General features: G+C 60.8%; 14 protein-coding genes and 2 pseudogenes. 5 read left to right on the forward strand and 11 right to left on the reverse strand.

All coding sequences use genetic code 11. From position 1 onward, the window contains the following. Positions 1-262: 262 nt before the first annotated feature. Both ACFPPB_RS19475 and ACFPPB_RS19480 read left to right on the forward strand, forming a co-directional pair. Positions 263-2,782 (forward strand): cation-translocating P-type ATPase, encoded by a 2,520-nt coding sequence (locus ACFPPB_RS19475; RefSeq protein WP_377330192.1) that lies wholly within the window; start codon positions 263-265, stop codon positions 2,780-2,782. A 125-nt stretch (positions 2,783-2,907) separates the two neighbouring features. Further along, positions 2,908-3,321 carry a universal stress protein gene (locus ACFPPB_RS19480; protein ID WP_377330194.1) on the forward strand — a complete coding sequence of 138 codons (414 nt, stop codon included), beginning with the start codon at positions 2,908-2,910 and terminating at the stop codon, positions 3,319-3,321. Positions 3,322-3,628: 307 nt separating this feature from the next. Here the strand turns inward: ACFPPB_RS19480 and bla are convergent, their stop codons facing one another. Beyond that, complete coding sequence (bla, locus tag ACFPPB_RS19485; protein WP_377330196.1) at positions 3,629-4,648, reverse strand: class A beta-lactamase; 1,020 nt, start codon at positions 4,646-4,648, stop codon at positions 3,629-3,631. 231 nt (positions 4,649-4,879) lie between these two features. Here bla and ACFPPB_RS19490 point away from each other — a divergent pair, with 231 nt between their 5' ends. Together ACFPPB_RS19490 and ACFPPB_RS19495 are read left to right on the forward strand one after the other, a co-directional pair. Continuing rightward, positions 4,880-5,755: a tyrosine-type recombinase/integrase gene (locus ACFPPB_RS19490; protein ID WP_377330198.1), complete on the forward strand. Its 876-nt coding sequence runs from the start codon at positions 4,880-4,882 to the stop codon at positions 5,753-5,755. 4 nt (positions 5,756-5,759) lie between these two features. After that, on the forward strand, positions 5,760-6,956 hold the full coding sequence (locus tag ACFPPB_RS19495; protein ID WP_377330199.1) for an IS91 family transposase: 1,197 nt from the start codon (positions 5,760-5,762) through the stop codon (positions 6,954-6,956). Positions 6,957-7,523: 567 nt separating this feature from the next. On the opposite strand, the gene ACFPPB_RS19500 is transcribed toward ACFPPB_RS19495, so the two are convergent. Genes ACFPPB_RS19500 through ACFPPB_RS19510 form a run of 3 tightly spaced genes read right to left on the reverse strand, consistent with a single transcriptional unit; the run spans position 7,524 to position 10,125 of the window. After that, positions 7,524-8,519, reverse strand: a complete 996-nt coding sequence (locus ACFPPB_RS19500; RefSeq protein WP_377330201.1) for an aldo/keto reductase — start codon at positions 8,517-8,519, stop codon at positions 7,524-7,526. Positions 8,520-8,523: 4 nt separating this feature from the next. Continuing rightward, positions 8,524-9,120, reverse strand: a complete 597-nt coding sequence (locus ACFPPB_RS19505; RefSeq protein ID WP_377330202.1) for a flavodoxin — start codon at positions 9,118-9,120, stop codon at positions 8,524-8,526. Positions 9,121-9,135: 15 nt separating this feature from the next. Beyond that, positions 9,136-10,125 carry an aldo/keto reductase gene (locus tag ACFPPB_RS19510; protein WP_377330204.1) on the reverse strand — a complete coding sequence of 330 codons (990 nt, stop codon included), beginning with the start codon at positions 10,123-10,125 and terminating at the stop codon, positions 9,136-9,138. Positions 10,126-10,215: 90 nt separating this feature from the next. Here ACFPPB_RS19510 and ACFPPB_RS19515 point away from each other — a divergent pair, with 90 nt between their 5' ends. Next, positions 10,216-11,109, forward strand: a complete 894-nt coding sequence (locus ACFPPB_RS19515) for a LysR family transcriptional regulator (protein ID WP_377330205.1) — start codon at positions 10,216-10,218, stop codon at positions 11,107-11,109. Here ACFPPB_RS19515 and ACFPPB_RS19520 read toward each other — a convergent pair. The 7 genes and pseudogenes from ACFPPB_RS19520 to ACFPPB_RS19550 all read right to left on the reverse strand — a co-directional run. Then, positions 11,097-11,573 (reverse strand): (R)-mandelonitrile lyase, encoded by a 477-nt coding sequence (locus ACFPPB_RS19520; RefSeq protein ID WP_377330210.1) that lies wholly within the window; start codon positions 11,571-11,573, stop codon positions 11,097-11,099. The two genes, ACFPPB_RS19515 and ACFPPB_RS19520, sit on opposite strands and share 13 nt — an antisense overlap. A gap of 12 nt (positions 11,574-11,585) precedes the next feature. Beyond that, positions 11,586-12,008, reverse strand: a pseudogene (locus ACFPPB_RS19525) (carboxymuconolactone decarboxylase family protein); the annotation flags it as partial. Between the two features lie 20 nt (positions 12,009-12,028). Continuing rightward, positions 12,029-13,048 (reverse strand): alpha/beta hydrolase, encoded by a 1,020-nt coding sequence (locus ACFPPB_RS19530; RefSeq protein WP_377330207.1) that lies wholly within the window; start codon positions 13,046-13,048, stop codon positions 12,029-12,031. A 168-nt stretch (positions 13,049-13,216) separates the two neighbouring features. Beyond that, positions 13,217-14,308, reverse strand: coding sequence for an alpha/beta hydrolase (locus ACFPPB_RS19535; RefSeq protein ID WP_377330208.1), 1,092 nt, complete (start codon positions 14,306-14,308; stop codon positions 13,217-13,219). Between the two features lie 422 nt (positions 14,309-14,730). Continuing rightward, on the reverse strand, positions 14,731-15,297 hold the full coding sequence (locus ACFPPB_RS19540) for a hypothetical protein (protein ID WP_377330209.1): 567 nt from the start codon (positions 15,295-15,297) through the stop codon (positions 14,731-14,733). 99 nt (positions 15,298-15,396) lie between these two features. Then, positions 15,397-16,392, reverse strand: a complete 996-nt coding sequence (locus ACFPPB_RS19545; protein WP_377330211.1) for a YaaC family protein — start codon at positions 16,390-16,392, stop codon at positions 15,397-15,399. Between the two features lie 12 nt (positions 16,393-16,404). Next, positions 16,405-16,512: pseudogene (locus tag ACFPPB_RS19550) on the reverse strand (IS1595 family transposase); the annotation flags it as partial.

A 16,512-nucleotide genomic window follows, 5' to 3' on the forward strand; every position in this document is an offset into this window, starting at 1 on the left:
AACTGGACGCGCATCCATACCGTCCATCTGAATCCCGACCAGGACGCCATCACGACAGCTCGTAACCAGGAACGAAAAGCCGCCTGAAAATTAATCATTGAGGCGACAACTAGCTTGAAATTTTCCGGGAGCGTGGGGACATTCGCGCATGAGCGAATGGATATTGGGCGGCATCACCCGTTACATGCTTCAGCACAGTGACATCCCTCTGCTGCTGGCCCATTGAGCATGCAATCCGTGGCGATCGAAGCAGAGTCCTGTCGTGAACGTCGTTGACCCGCCGTCTTCTGTCAATGGTCTTAGCCAGGCCGAAGCCAAGGCAAGACGGGATCGATACGGTCCCAATACCCTGCCCGGCAGCAAGCCGAAATCGCTATGGCTGATTGCACGCGATGTGTTGATCGAGCCGATGTTCTTGATGCTGCTTGTCGCGGGCGGCCTCTATCTGGCGCTCGGCGATCTCGCCGAAGCGATATTCCTGTTGATGTCGGTGCTGGTGATCATTGGCATCACGCTGGTGCAGGAGCGCAAGACGCAACGGGCGCTGGAAGCGTTGCGCGACCTGTCGGCACCACAGGCGCGTGTCATTCGCAATGGACTTGAAACACGCATCCCTTCCGCGGAAGTGGTCGTGGACGATGTCCTCTCGCTGCGCGAGGGCGATCGCATCGCGGCCGACGCCGCGGTGTTCGGTGGTCACCTGGAGGCCGATGAGTCCTTGCTGACGGGCGAGTCCGTGCCCGTTCGCAAGGTTCCCCATCCTGGCGACAGCAGCGTCTTTGCCGGGACTGTGGTGACCAAAGGCCGCGGCATGGCACGGGTCACTGCAATAGCCACCGCCACAGCGCTTGGCCGTATCGGGCAGGCCCTGAGTTCGACGATAGAAGTAACCTCCGGGCTCCAGCACGCTTCACGGCGCCTGGTGCGCCGTTTTGCGGTGGCTGCTGTGGTCTGCGCGATCAGTCTCTGGCTGATGAACTGGCTATGGGACCGGCATAGCCTGGTGGATAGCTTGTTGTCGGGTATCGCACTGGCGATGGCGATATTGCCTGAGGAATTTCCGGTCATCCTGACTGTATTTCTTGCCTTGGGTGCGTGGCGCATCGCCAGGCAAAAGGTGCTCACACGCCGAATATCGGCCGTCGAAGCCTTGGGCGCGATCACCGTTCTTGCGGTGGACAAAACCGGCACATTGACGCAGAACCGGATGCGCGTGGCCGAGCTGTACGCCGATCGACATAGCTTTCGGGCCGATGAGGCAGCCCTTCCACCAGAATTTCACGCACTGCTACGGTTCGCGCTGCTGGCGACCCCTACCGATTCCGCCGATCCGATGGAACAGGCCATCCGCCTGTTCGGTGCAAACCGGCTCGGAACGGCGGCGTATTCACCGACGAAGGCTACGCCGGTGAAAGAGTACGGGCTGGATCCGGAGCTTCTCGCCATGACACGGGCATTCCAGGAAGCGCCGAACGAACCGTATCTGCTTGGCGCCAAAGGTGCGCCGGAAGCGATCATCGAGCTTTGCGGCCTCACGGCCACCGAGCAGGCCACACTGAGCAGCCAGGTGCACGCCATGGCGGAGCGAGGCTTGCGGGTGATTGGCGTCGCGGCAGCAGCCTGGGGCGATGGCGACTGGCCGGCAACCCAGCGTGGTTTCCGTTACCGCTTTATCGGACTGGTCGGCCTGATCGATCCACCCAGGCCCGAGGTTGCCGCGGCTATCGCCGAATGCCACACCGCAGGCATCAGGATCATCATGATGACCGGCGATCATCAGGCCACCGCACGGGCCATCGCCACTCAGGTGGGACTGAGCCTAGCGCCGAAGGTGATCGCCGGCGCGGAAATGGATGCGCTGACCGACGAGCAGCTCGGTGAACGGCTGCGCCATGCCGACGTCTGCGCGCGCGTGCAGCCGACCCAGAAACTGCGCTTGGTGAAAACCCTGCAGCAACAGGGCGAAGTGGTCGGCATGACCGGCGATGGCGTCAACGATGCGCCCGCGCTCAAAGCAGCGAATGTGGGTGTCGCCATGGGCGAACGGGGTACCGACGTAGCACGCGAGGCGGCGGCATTGGTGCTGCTCGACGACAACTTCGCCAGCCTGGTAGTGGCGGTCCGCCAGGGACGGAGGATCTACGACAACATCACCAAGGCGACCCGCTTCGTGGTGGCGGTGCATATCCCCATCGTCGCGCTCGCCCTGGTGCCCAGCCTGTTGCATTGGCCGATTCTTCTGATGCCGGTACAGATCGTTCTGCTCGAGCTGCTGATCGACCCGGCCTGCTCTATCGTCTTCGAATCGGCAAAGGCTTCGTCGGTGATCATGCGACGGCCGCCGCGACCCATCGACGAGTCTCCATTTCGCGGCATCAACCTCGGCTACGGCATTGCTCAGGGCATTGGCCTTGCGGCGGTCCTGCTGCTTGGCTACGCATTCGCACTGGGGCGCGGCATCGGTGTCGAGCAGGGACGTGCCGCCGTTTTCATCGGCCTGATCGTGGCAGTGTTCCTGTTGACGCTCGCCAACCATGATCTCGGTCATGCCCTGTGGCGAGGAAGACTTGCGGACAACCCCTGGCTGCTGCGCATGCTCGGCGGGGTCGGTCTGATGCTGGCCGGCATCATGAGTATCCCTGCACTGCGTACCATGCTGGGCTTTGGCGCGCCTGACGCGATCACGTTGGTCTTCGGGCTGTCCATACTCGCGGGTTGCGTCATCTGGCTCGAGGTTGTGCGCCATCTGACACGCCATACACCGCTGGCCATCAGCGAGTGATGATGGCGGCGCCGGCATCATCGCGTTGACGTGGATCAAGATCGCTGGAGGGGTTTGCCGGTTTCATGGGAGCGGACCCGGGGCTGACAGCGCCGGGGTAGACACCGCTACCTGGGAGACAGTGTATGAAAGTGCTCTTGCCCGTGGATGGAAGCGCCATCAACACCCGTGCGGCCCGATACCTGGTGAAGCATTGGCCTGAAGGCGCGCAGGTAACCCTGCTCCATGTGGATGTGCCGCTGAGCGAGAACATCGCCGGCTATGTAGACGCGCAGAGCTTGGCCAAGTTCCACACCGACCGGGGCAACGCGGCCTTGAAGCGGGCGCGTCGCGTCCTGACAGAAGCGGGCCATATCCACGACGAAAAGCTGCTCGTCGGCGACCCTGGCATCGAGATCATCGACATGGCCAAGCGAGGCAAGTACGACCTCATCGTCATGGGTTCGCATGGACGCGGAGTATTGAAGAGCCTTTTCCTGGGCTCGGTTGTGGTCAAGGTGCTTGCGAACTCCACGGTGCCGGTCCTGGTGATTCGCTGAAAGGAGGCGCCGTGTTCCACCAATGGTGCAAAACGCCAGCCACCTGCCCACCTTCGCCACAGCACGTTGACCAGCTTCGCCAGCGAAACTGACCAAGGCCGGCAACCAAACTGCCCACTGTTGCCAACTAGCTGCACATCACAGGCGTCGAACGTGACGGCCATCGCCAAGCGGACTTGCTAGGCTCCCAAGCAACTCTGATCTGCCTGGTCGACCGACAGGGGCCGGCCAACAATAGCCGGTCGGCTGCTGTAAATGCATGCCGCAAAGCGGTCGTTCGCGTAGAACGACCAATAGCTAGGCGCAGCTAAGGCCCTTGATCGGTCAGACGGTAAGCATCAGCCACATCTTTTCCAATTTCCGCAAAAAGTGCATCCCGCACCTTTCTGTCGGCCCGCGATGCAGTTAGAAATGCTGCCACGATAACAGTGTGGCCATCGGGCCCAGTCATGATGCCGATGTCATTGAAAGCCGCTGTCTCACCTTCCAGTGAATAGGATGTGCCGCACTTGTCGGCAAAGCGAACGCTAGCAGGTAGTCCTGAGCGCAAGCGGGACGGCATGGTCTGACCGTACATCAAGCCGAGCAAGCGCCTCGTTGAACGAGCAGGGAGCAACTGGCCAGTCCAAAGCTTTTCGAGAAAGTTCGCCGCCGCATCCGGCGTCGTGCGGTTGCGCGGGTCATCGAGATACGCGCGATAGCCTCGCCGCAGGCGCTCCAACTCCGCCTTTTTGGCTTCGTTCTCCGAAATGGGCTGTTCGTCGGTTGTCCCTTCGAAAATACGACTGACGTCGCCTTCGCTCAGATCAACTCGCATGCCGTCGATACCGTGCTTGCGCAAAAAGTCAGTAACCACATGCGGACCGCCCACCAGCCTGATCAAAGCGTCGACTGCGGTGTTGTCGCTCTCGCTCACAGCGGCCACCAACAATCGATCGACCGTAAAGCGCATATGCTCGCCCTTGAATTGGATACCGATGGATGGCACTGCCGCGCCATTCACCACTTCCTGGCGATCGATGGTCACTTTCTGGCTCAAGGAAATGTGCCCGGCATCGACTTGTGCAAGCACGGCCGCGGCGACCGGCGCCTTGAAAACGCTCATCATGGGATAGGAGCGATCGGCGTTGATCCGCGTTCGCGCCCTGGTATCCAAATCCACAACCGTGACACCCAGTACACCGGGTCGAGCCTTGCTGGCGAGTTGCGTCAAGGCTTGCTGCAGGCGCGCATTCGAGGATTCAGTGGCTGTAGCAGGCGCAGTCAGCAGCAGCGCGACACACAGTGGCAACGAGCTACGAAAGAACGACTGGAAGGACTTTCCCATCGGGATTCCAAAGAATGGCTGTGTGACCAAGGGGGTTCGCTTTGGGCCGACCCTTGGCTGTCGCATCCTTCAAGGTTGCCATAGTTTCGGCAAGGGCAGGGAACGGCCAGAGGACTAAACCGCTATCGCGGTAGGGGTCCGCGGCACCGTTGAGTGCCGCTATAAATCGGGTGGTAGCGCTGCAATGTTGTGGATCGAGGCATAAGCCTCGACCACGACAGGAGCACAGCCATGAGTCTTCCCCGTCAATCCATCAGCCCGTTACGGCAACGCATGCTCGAAGACATGACGTTGCGCAAGCTGTCCGACAAGACCCAGTCCGCCTACGTCCGCGCCGTGCGCGGATTCGCCGGCTACTTGCGCCGCCCTCCCGACACGGCGAGCGCCGAGGATCTGCGCCGCTATCAGCTTCATCTGGTGGAGACCGGCGTCTCGCCAATGTCGGTCAACGCGGCCATCACCGGGTTGAAGTTTTTCTTCGAGGTGACCGTGGAGCGTGCCGATGCCCTTGCCAAGATGAGCCCGGTGCGCGTCCCCCACAGGTTGCCGGTGGTACTGAGCCGCGAGGAGGTCGCTCGGTTGATCGAGTGCGCCGGCAACGACAAGTACCGAGCCGCGCTGTCGGTGGCCTACGGTGCCGGGCTGCGCACCAGCGAAGTCGTCGGCCTGAAGATCGGCGACATCGATAGCCAACGGATGGTCTTGCGCGTGGATCAGGGCAAGGGTCATCGGGATCGTTTTGCGATGCTCTCGCCGGTGCTGCTGCAGACGCTGCGCGTGTGGTGGCGCACGGCGCACGCCCAAGGCAAGCTGCTCGATGGCGGTTGGCTGTTCCCCGGCATGAACCGGGTCAATCCGTTGACGCCGCGCCAGCTCAACCGCGCCATCCATGCCGCAGCGCAAGCAGCCGGCATCGACAAGCGCGTGTCGATGCACACGCTTCGACACAGCTTCGCCACCCACCTGCTGGAACAGAAGGTGGACATCCGGGTGATCCAGGTGCTGCTCGGCCACAAGAAGCTGGAGACGACCGCGCTCTACGCGCAGGTCGCCACCGAGATCCTGCGCCAGGTGATCAGTCCACTGGAGGGATTGCCGCCCGGATAGGCCCGTGGCACGCCCCGCCCTGGAGGTCGCGGATGTTTTCCGCGCCCATGGGTCGCACTGGCGGCGCGAACAGCGCGGCCATCTGAGCCTGGGCCAGCTCAAGGTGATGTCGGCCATCGAGCAGTGCCGCCGTGCGGCGCTGGGAGGCCATAGCCTGCAGTGCCCCGCCTGCGACCACCTCCAGATCGCGTACAACTCCTGTCGCAACCGGCACTGCCCCAAGTGCCAGGGCAGTCTGGCCCGACGCTGGCTGGAAGCCCGGCAGACCGAGCTGCTGCCGGTGGATTATTACCACGTGGTCTTCACGCTACCCGCGCCGATCAGCGCTCTGGCCTACGCCAACAAGGCGGTGATCTACCGCCTGCTGTTTCAGGCCACGGCCCAGACCTTGCTCACCATCGCCGCCGATCCCCAACATCTGGGGGCCCGCATCGGCATGCTGTTGGTTCTGCATACCTGGGGCTCGGCGATGACCCATCATCCGCATGTGCACGGCATCGTGCCCGGCGGCGGCATCGCGCCAGACGGTCAACGCTGGATCGCCTGCAAGCCCGGCTTCTTCCTCCCGGTGCGCGTGCTGTCGCGACTGTTTCGGCGGCTCTTCCTCGAACGCCTGGTCCAGGCGCACCGCAACGGCCAACTGCAGTTCTTTGGCGAGCATGCGCCCTTGGCACAGGCCGACGCCTTCGCCCAGTGGATCGCGCCATTGCGCCGCAATGAATGGGTGGTGTACGCCAAACGGCCCTTCGCCGGTCCGGCCGCCGTGCTGGCCTACCTGTCCCGTTACACCCATCGCGTCGCCATCTCCAACCAGCGGCTGGTCGCCATAGACCAGCACGATGTCACGTTCCGCTGGAAGGATTACCGCGCCAAGGGACGCACGCGCCACAAGACCATGACGCTGGATGCCGATGAGTTCATGCGGCGCTTCCTGCTCCACGTATTGCCCCGCGGCTTTCATCGCATCCGCGCCTACGGACTCATGGCCAATGCTGAGCGCAGGGACAACCTCGCCACCGCACGCGCACTCCTCACCCAACGCGCGCCAGTACCGCCCGTCGCGCCTGCGCCGTCGGCGACCGCGACGGCGCAACCCACTGTCGGTCCGCGCCCAGACACCTTCCACTGCCCGCACTGCGGCGCACCGATGCTCATCATCGCCATCCTGGCTCGCCACCATTTGCCACGTGCTCCCCCATGACCACCGTCTCCGTCATCCATGCCGACACGGGCCCATCCTGCTGCCATCGGTTCCTGCCGATGCGGGCCGCTTTTTTTCTGCGCCACCCATCGCCGCCTTTCTACCGCCATCACGGTCCACTTCACCGCCTCGTCGATGCTTCAACCGACCACACGAGCACCCACCATCGGATCCGTCACGCTCCCATTTCCTCTCGTGACCGCTGCCGCACTATTCAAATCTCCATAGAATAGCAGCGCGCCATGACCACGCTCGCGCCGTAATTACCGCGGTTTCCTCCCTTGAGGGTTGTCCGACGCCTGCCCGATGCAGCTCCGGCAGACGTGGAACGTCAGTGCGTGGGCAGGCGTCGGACAACCCTTAACAACAACGGCCGGTCGCCAGTTACAAATGCATGCTGAAAAGCGGCCACTCCCGAGAGATCTAGCGTTGGAGTTAACCGGCGCCGGAGGCGGCGGCCTTGAACTGGTTAGGGCGGCTGCTTAGAGACGTGCGCAATCTGCGCACGCCTGCACCGTGCAACTCCGACTTGTTCAAGTGACCGGTGAAAAGCTTTGGCTTTTCAGGTCAACGGCCGGTCATTTTCAACGCGGCTTCCGGAAGACGTTCGCCCTCGATCTCGATTTTCGAGGCAGCAACGCCAATCTCGTGGAGGTCACCACTCGTTAGCTCCAGGTCGACTGCACCGAGATTCTCTTCAAGGCGATGCAATTTGGTTGTCCCAGGGATCGGCACAATCCACGGCTTCTGCACGAGCAGCCACGCCAAAGCCACCTGCGCCGGCGTCGCGTGCTTGCGCTCGGCAACCGCCTTGACCAGATCCACCAGGGCCATATTCGCCTTGCGCGCTTCGGGGGAGAAGCGAGGCACGACATTGCGGAAATCGGTCGGGTCGAATTTCGTGTTCTCGTCGATCTTGCCGGTCAGGAACCCGGCACCGAGCGGACTAAACGGCACGAAGCCGATGCCGAGTTCTTCAAGCAGCGGCAGCAACTCGGCTTCGGGTCCGCGCCAGAACAGCGAGTATTCGCTCTGCACAGCCGTTACTGGCTGCACGGCGTGCGCGCGACGGATCGTCTGGATACCCGCTTCCGACAGACCGAAGTGTTTCACCTTGCCCTCGGCGATCAACTCCTTGACCACGCCGGCCACGTCTTCGATCGGTACGTTCGGATCGACGCGATGCTGGAACAGCAGATCAATCCGGTCGGTGCGCAGACGCCTGAGGCTGCCTTCAACTGCGGCCTTGATGTGCTCAGGCCGACTGTTGACGCCGCTGCCGCGTTCACCGGTCTGGGGGTTGATCTCGAAGCCGAACTTGGTCGCAATGATCACCTGGTCGCGGATCGGCGCCAGCGCTTCCCCGACCAGTTCCTCGTTGACGAAGGGGCCGTAGGCTTCGGCCGTATCGAAGAAGGTGATGCCGCGTTCATGCGCGGAGCGCATCAGGGTGATCATGTCCTGCCTATCCGCGGCCGGGCCATAGGCGGAACTCATGCCCATGCAGCCGAGCCCAAGGGCGGAGACTTCCAGATTGCTGTTGCCGAGTTTGCGGTTCTTCATGGGTCTACTCCGTTCGTTGCTTTCGTTGTTTCAGCCAGCCGGTCACTTGCTCCATCGTTTGCCTCTCCTGATCGGCCTGCATCGAGAAACCGGGGCGAAGCTGCGCTTTCGGGGCATGGCTGGCGAGGATGGATGGGCTGTTCCCCAACCCGTAACCACCATGGGTGACGAAGGGGATCAGGGTCTTCCCGGACAGATCGTGCGCGGACAGGAAGGCGCGAATGACCGGTGGGGTGGTCTCTCCCCAGATGGGAAAGCCCAGATAGATGGTGTCGTAGGTGGCCATGTTGGAAACCTTGGCTTCCAACACGGGTTCATAGCCGCGATCGCGTTCGAGTCGTGCCTGTTCGACCGTTTCCAGATATTCCTCCGGATAGGGTTGAGCGGGCCGGATCTCGAACAAATCGGTGCCGAACGTTCGGTGAATCAACCCGGCGACGACGCGTGTGTTTCCCGAACGCGAGAAATAAGCCACGAGCGTGCGCGAACCTGTTCTCTGCACGTCGCCACTGTCGCTCGTTTGAGCCGTGAGGCTGATGAAGGGAAGGCCCGCGAGCGCGGTCACCACCACTCGGCGCGCGGGATCATGCGGCGATGTCATGTTGTCTCCCACGAATCAGCGCCCGACGCGCGCCTGGTGCGCGGGGGAATAGCGGTCGCCCACGACCTTGACCTCTTCCAACAGTTTGGCGAGCTTGCGCTTTTCGTCATCGGTCAGGACGACGGCAGCAGCGCCGAGGTTCTCTTCCAGCCGGTGCAGTTTGGTCGTGCCCGGGATCGGCACGATCCACGGCTTCTGCGCCAGCAGCCAAGCCAGTGCGATCTGCGCAGGTGTCACGCCCTTCTCCTTGGCGATCTGGCCGAGCAAATCCACCAAGGCCTGGTTGGCTTGGAGTGCCTCGGGCGAAAAGCGCGGTACCTGACTGCGGTAGTCATCGCTGCCGAAGGTGGTGCCGGCACCGATCGCGCCGGTCAGGAAACCCCTGCCGAGAGGGCTGAAAGGCACAAAGCCGATGCCAAGTTCCTCCAGCGTTGGCAGGATGTCCTGCTCGGGCTGGCGCCACCACAATGAGTATTCGCTTTGCAGGGCGGTCACCGGCTGCACGGCATGCGCGCGACGAATGGTTTGCGCGCCAGCTTCGGACAGGCCGAAGTGCTTGACCTTGCCTTCGGCGATCAGCTCCTTGACCGTACCGGCCACGTCTTCGATCGGCACCTCGGGATCGACCCGGTGCTGGTACAGCAGGTCGATCACGTCGGTGCGCAGGCGTTTGAGTGAGCCTTCGACGGCCCAGCGGATATGGTCAGGTCGGCTGTTGAGGATCTGCTGCTTGCCGTCGTCGCCGAAGGTGAAGCCGAACTTGGTGGCGATCACGACTCGCTCCCGCACCGGGGCGAGCGCTTCACCAACGACCTCCTCGTTGAGGTTGGGGCCATAGACCTCGGCCGTATCGAACAGCGTCACGCCCCGATCGACGGCGGCGCGGATCAGCGTGATCGCCGCCTGTCTGTCCATGGCAGGCCCATAGCCATGGCTCAGTCCCATGCAGCCCAAGCCGATGGCGGAGACTTCGAGTTGGCTGTTACCGAGTTTGCGCGTCTTCATGATGGTGTCCTCCATGAGCACAATTTAGGCTCGAACGATTGGCAGCACTAGATGGCATAATCGGAAAGGGTTGATAACCGGAGCGGATAAATGTCGACCGAGAGCTACGATCAACTCGCGATTTTTTCGGTCGTGGCACGGGAGCGCAGCTTTACCCGTGCGGCGGCCAAGCTCGGCATATCGCAGCCCGCGTTAAGCCGAACCATGCGGCAGTTGGAAGAACGGCTGGGCGTCCGGCTCCTGGCGCGCACGACCCGCAGCGTTTCCCCTACGGAGGCGGGCGAACACCTGCTGAAAGTGATCACTCCCCGGCTCGAAGAAATCGACACCGAGCTGGCCTTGCTCAGCGAATTCCGGGACAAGCCGGCAGGCCGATTGCGCATCACGGCGGGCGAACATGCGGCAATCGCGGTCCTGCAGCCGGTACTCGCAAAACTGCTTCCGGACCATCCCGACCTTCATATCGAAATCATCGTGGACTATGGCCTGACCGACATCGTGGCCGAGGGCTACGACGCCGGCGTCCGGCTAGGCGAACAGGTCGCCAAGGACATGATCGCGGTGCGCATCGGCCCCGATGTGCGCATGGCCGTGGTCGGTTCCCCGGATTACTTCGCCCGGCATCCGCGACCCAAGACCCCGCGCGACCTCGTCCGGCACAACTGCATCGCCATCCGCCTGCCGACCTACGGTGGCCTCTTCCCCTGGGAGTTCGAAAAGAAAGGGGAGGAGCTGAAAGTACGCATCGAAGGCCAACTGGTGTTCAACAATATCGCCATGCGCCTGGACGCTGCCCTGAAGGGGCTCGGGTTGGCCTATATGCCCGAGGACCTGGTGAAGACATACGTCAAAGAGGGTCGATTGATGCGTGTGCTCTCGGACTGGTGTCCCTCGTTCCCGGGATACCACCTCTACTATCCGAGCCGACGCCAAAGCTCACCGGCCTTCACGCTGTTCCGTGATGCCTTGCGTTACTCGGGCTGACTCGCCAGATACTGCGCGTCAGTCACCAGCTCCATCCAATCGACCGACTTCCCGTTGAGGGCTTCCGCGATCGCAATGTGCGTCATGCTTGTCGTGCGCGTGGCGCCATGCCAGTGCTTGACTCCCGGCGGAATCCAGACGATATCGCCGGGCTTGATGACCTGGATCGGGCCGCCCCACTGCTGAACCAGTCCTATGCCGGACGTGACAATCAACGTCTGTCCTAGTGGATGCGTGTGCCAGGCTGTTCGGGCGCCCGGCTCGAACGTCACGATCGCACCACCGCTGCGCGCCGGCGCCTCCGCCTGGAACCGTGAGTCCACCTGTACCGAGCCGGTGAAATGGTCGGCGGATCCGTGAGTGGAAGACTGAGAGCCTGCGTGTATGACGGTGATCGTTCGACCCTCCCGAGTCTGCGCCTCCTGATCGGGCTGGTTCGCCGAAGCGTCCGCTGTCTTGAACACCTCGCGCGCGATCGGCACGGCCGAAACAGCATTGGGCCAGCCCGTATAAAAGGCGAGCTGCGTGATCGTCTCAACCAGTTCGTCTTGGGTCACGCCGTTCTGCAGGGCCAGCGCCATGTGCGAACGAAGCTGATCGGGTCGATTAAGCGCGATGAGCGCGGCAACGGTGACAAGGCTGCGGTCACGCTTGGAGAGTTGCTTACGCTCCCAGACGTCGCCGAAGAGCACCTTGTCGGTGAGTTCCGCGAGCTTGGGGTCGATGTCGCCCATCAACTGCTGCGCCCGGGTGGGTGGCTGACTGGTGGTGGGTGCGGATTTTTCGGACATGGGGGATACCATTTCTTGAGCGTGAAGCGGAGTGCTCACGCCTTGAGTCAGAACCGCACCCGATAACACCAGAGCCCATGCAAGCAATTTCATGATGTTCCTTCGCATTTCGTGCGCAGTACGCGGAATCACAAGGTCCTCGCGTAGAACGGAGTCAGCTTGCCGATGGTGGCGTCCACGTACTTGGGAACCCAGTAGGTTTCGATGTGCGTGGCGCCGTCGATCTTGAACAGTTCCTTGTCCTTGGCGCCCGTGGTCTTGGCGAAGGCTTCCTCGGTCATATACAGGCTGTCGGCCTTGCTGCCGGCAATCATCAGCAGGGGTTGCTCGATCAGTTCGATCTGGTCGGTGGCATCCCAGCGCATCAGATCGACCAGGCTGCTCATGGTGTACTTGAAGGTCGAGCCGGGATGCGCGTTGGTGCGCCAGTAGTACTGGTAGCCCTGCCGGTACATATCGAACGGCAGGGCGGCGATCTGCGCGTCGGTCATGTCCGCGTCGCCGGCATAGAGGATCTTTCCGCCGGCTTTTTCCTGCGCGCGCGCGTCCGATGCCTGCTTGAGGCGTTGCTGGATCGTGTTCAACTGCGAATCCGCGAAGCCGTTGCGGCGGACGCGACCGGAGTTGAACATGCTCAGCGTCGCCACCGCCTTGAAACGCTTGTCGGATTTGGCGGCATTCAAGGAATACCCGCCGCCGCCGCAGATGCCAAGCAACCCCAGGCGTTCGGGATCGACGCCCGGATAGCGGGTAATGAAGTCCGCCGCGCCGTGGATGTCCTCGGTGCGGAACTGGGGCTTGTCCACGCTGCGCGGCTCGCCTCCGCTGCCACCCTGATACGCAGCATCCATGGCGATCGTGATGTAGCCCTGTTCGGCCAGACGCTGGGCATGCAGGCCGGCGGTCTGTTCCTTCACCCCTCCATTGGGGTGGGCGACCACGATCGCGGCGTACTTCTTCGTCGGATCGTAGTTGGCCGGGGTATAGACGTTGGCGACGACGTTCAGGCTGTTGAGATCGTAGTTGACCGGGTGGATGTTGATGTTGACCTTGCCCGGCTCGTTCTTCGTGATGGCGTCGGCATACACCAGCGTGAACGGATTCTTCTTGTAGTCGAAGGTGGTGCCTGCGGCAGCGGTAGTGGTCATTGCCGGAACTCCTACTAGTGCAACTGATGAGAGAACGAAGGCGGTGGTTCCAAGGAACTCGCGCCGATTTCTGTTGATGACTTCATCGCTCATTTGAACTTGAACTCCTACCTTGTTCTTTGCGAATGACGGGTTCGCAGAACTTCGCGAGGGGTCGCGCGAAGCGCGTTAATCCAGATGCTTCCTCGCAAGGAACTTCGACACCAGGTCCGCGATCTGGACGTTGTTCAAATCGGAGAAGGCGAAATGTGTGTTGCCCCGGATGCCGATGTCCGGCAGATGTATCAAGGTCACGTCGCCGCCATGTTTATTGACGGCATCCCGCCACAACCGCGCCATCTGTAGTCGCGCACGCCAGCTATCCTGGGCGGGCAAGTCGATCGGATGATCGGGAATGTTGTCGCCGTAGATGACGAGGATCGGAATCCTGGTCAGCGCCACGAACTGGCTCATGGGAACGGCCTCGCCCTTGACGGTATCGAACGCACTCGGTATTGCCGGCGGCACTTCGCCCTCAGGGAAGACGAAGCTGCTGCCTGGCTCAAAAGCCACGATGGCTTTGACGTTCGCGTTCTTGATGGCGATGAGCCAACCGGGACCGCCGCCCTGGGAATGCGTGAACAGAATGCCGTGACCGATCTTCTTGAAGAGGGCCGCAACACCGTCCGAGATGACGTTCTCGTCGAACGGTCCGGTGTTCGGGGTCATCGCCCGAAAGAACTGATTCAACGTCTCCGGATCGCACGAAAACTGCACATGCGGGAAGCATTTCGGCCATAGACCAATGCGGAATTGATTGAACCAGAGCTGCTCGTCGGGCGTCGGCTTTATGGTCGTCTCAACCATGCTACGACCGGCATCGCCGCGACGCGGCTGATCGACCAGATACACGCCAAACCTGCGGCGCAGGAAAAGGGTCTGGAACCCTTCGCGGCCATCGGCCGTGGTTTCCCAACTCTTGGAGAACTGACCGGCACCGTGCAACATGACGATCGGATACTTCCGAGCGTTCACGGGGATTTCGTAGAAGGCGTAGGCGTGGTCGCCGTGGTAGCTCTGGCCGGCTGGATCCAACGGCTTGCGCGGGTCGAAGGTCCCCGGTGCCGTCGTCACCGTGCCGCCGGCGGCGAAGCTCCCTTGGTCCTTGATGACCAGTGGGCTGTGGTCGGCTGCATTCACGGCTGCGCCGGCACACAGAGCAAAACAGAGGACGCTTGCCTTCATCACGGTGGAAAAGCATCTGACGACGCGCTGGTTCATGGTTTGCCCTCAGCCTGAAATAGCTGAGTGCAAAGTACCGGCCGTCTATTGATAGATAAATATCAGTAGTGCGATAGCACTAATATCAAATTCGCATAGATGTCAGCTTGAGCAAGTCGCACGGCCGACAGACTGACCAGCAGTCCGCGGTACATTCGCTGCGTGTACCCAGCGATCATTTGCAGGCCCGAGGAACGCAGTGATCGCACCGGGTCTGCTCGCACGGCAGCTATTTTTCCGCTGCTTCCTGAAAAATGGACTCCCCCAAAGCGGCCGTTCGCAACCGGCTCAAATGGGTCGGTCAGCGACCATCGGGCAATACTCTCCAGTCGACGAATCGGCGAATGGCGACCAACGGTCGCTGACCGGCCAAGAAGAGACGTTCGTGGAAGCGAACATAGATCCCGCTACTGGGATTGCTCTTAACCGCCAAAGCTATCGAACTTGAAGCCCAAGTGCGTTTCTTTACCGCGTAACTGGACCTGATCACCAACATGAAGGCGATTCGCGGACTCTGCGTCGATGCAAAAGTCTGTTTTGCTGCCGCCCTGCTGGCTTTCAATCGTTAAGGTGTATGGACACAATACGCTTCCTCCCCATTCGTGTCTGAAAATCTCTGTGACGCTAAATGCGTGATGGGTGGGATGACCGAACAGCTTGGTGAATTCGGCTGGAGCAGATCTGAAGGCCACCAAAAATGACCCGAAGGCAATCATAAGCAGGCCGCCAAGCATGCCAAGCGCTAGCTTCGCGCCCCCGCCCGCTTGGCGCCACCTTTCAGCATAGTTGACGCGCCCTATGACCGAATTAAGAGAAATAATAAGTAGCACATAGCTTCCGCCAATGACCGCAGCTATCAGCCTCAAATCGGGATTCGGAATGAACCACATGTACATTCCGGCAATACCGACGATCAACGGTGCGCTAACCATTACCAAGATCAGAATGCCAGCTTTTTGCGACGGCTTATGACTTCGGCGATTATTCATCCGAACCTGCCCCACAGTGTATGGATGCAACCAAAGAACTCTCGAAGAGGCTCTCATTCTGCGCTACATTTTACGTCTGCTTTGGGTCGGTGAGGGACCTCAACTAAGCAGAAGATTGGTGACCAAGATGGGAAACCGATCTGTAACATTCCCAAGAAACTTTTCAATTACAGGAAGTAGTTCGTCGTCTACAGGTCTACCAGCGATCGGCTGCCGGTAAATGCATGACGTCCAAATGTGCGGAGAATAGCGAACAAGGTTACTGAGCCCAAGAAGCGAGGCCAGCATCAGACTGAACTCGGAAATTTGCTCGCCACTGATACTTTCTATATAGGCGGAGCTTGCGCCTAAACCCCCGGCAAGAGGTGCAAGACGTTCGAAAGGGTCGAACACTTCGCCGGGCGTACTTGCGCGATAGTGGTTTGCGTCTCCAGCCAAAAAACCAAATTCGTCCAGGGCCGGCTCAATGTTCTCGAACTGGAATACCGAGTTATCCCAGGCCTTGACTGCCTCCTTAAGTCGCCAGTGCTTTAGGAAAGGCACCTTGTCTCTAACTGCGCTTACGAGGCTTTGTAGCGACTCGATGTTGTCAAATAGCTCCGGGATATCGACCCTAATCCCATACCCACCCTTGCTTTGAAAGTCACTGTCGAAATGCAGATGCTGAACATTCGAAGGCCGTCCGGTGCACAACTCGTACACGGATTGCAAATCAGGAATGTGGGCAAAGCAATCGCTTAGTGACACTTCCAGATTGGCCAGCCTGTCAGACGACGAGGAAGGAACGATCTTCGAGCGTGCGCTCGTACCCTCGAAAAAGCGTATGCGATTCTGTGATGCCACGACATTGTTGAACTGCTGGAACAGCCCGTCGCCTTTCGCTTTGATGCAGAAGTCCGCGATTTTTTCTCCGTTTTTTGCGGAACACTGCAGTCCATGTGACTGGGCCAAGTTTCCCGGCTGACACCCCGTAAAGGCGATCACAAGGGCTTTTGCGTACGCCGCAGCACCGTAGTAGAGAAGTAGCGGCCTAGTTTCCAAAGTAGCGGACGCCGCGGATTGCCAGAAGAGCCTGCCATGTAAGAGGCACCTGATTAGCGTCGAACCTCAGTGAAGAAAATTACTCGCCAAGCGCAGCATCGGCTCCGGGCAAGGCTTGCAGAGCACCATCGCGCGCGTCAGCCGCGGCAGCAGGTCGTGCAGTCGAAACCGGCG

It is taken from the genome of Rhodanobacter terrae, from assembly GCF_042657005.1.
Taxonomy (GTDB): Bacteria; Pseudomonadota; Gammaproteobacteria; order Xanthomonadales; family Rhodanobacteraceae; genus Rhodanobacter; species Rhodanobacter terrae.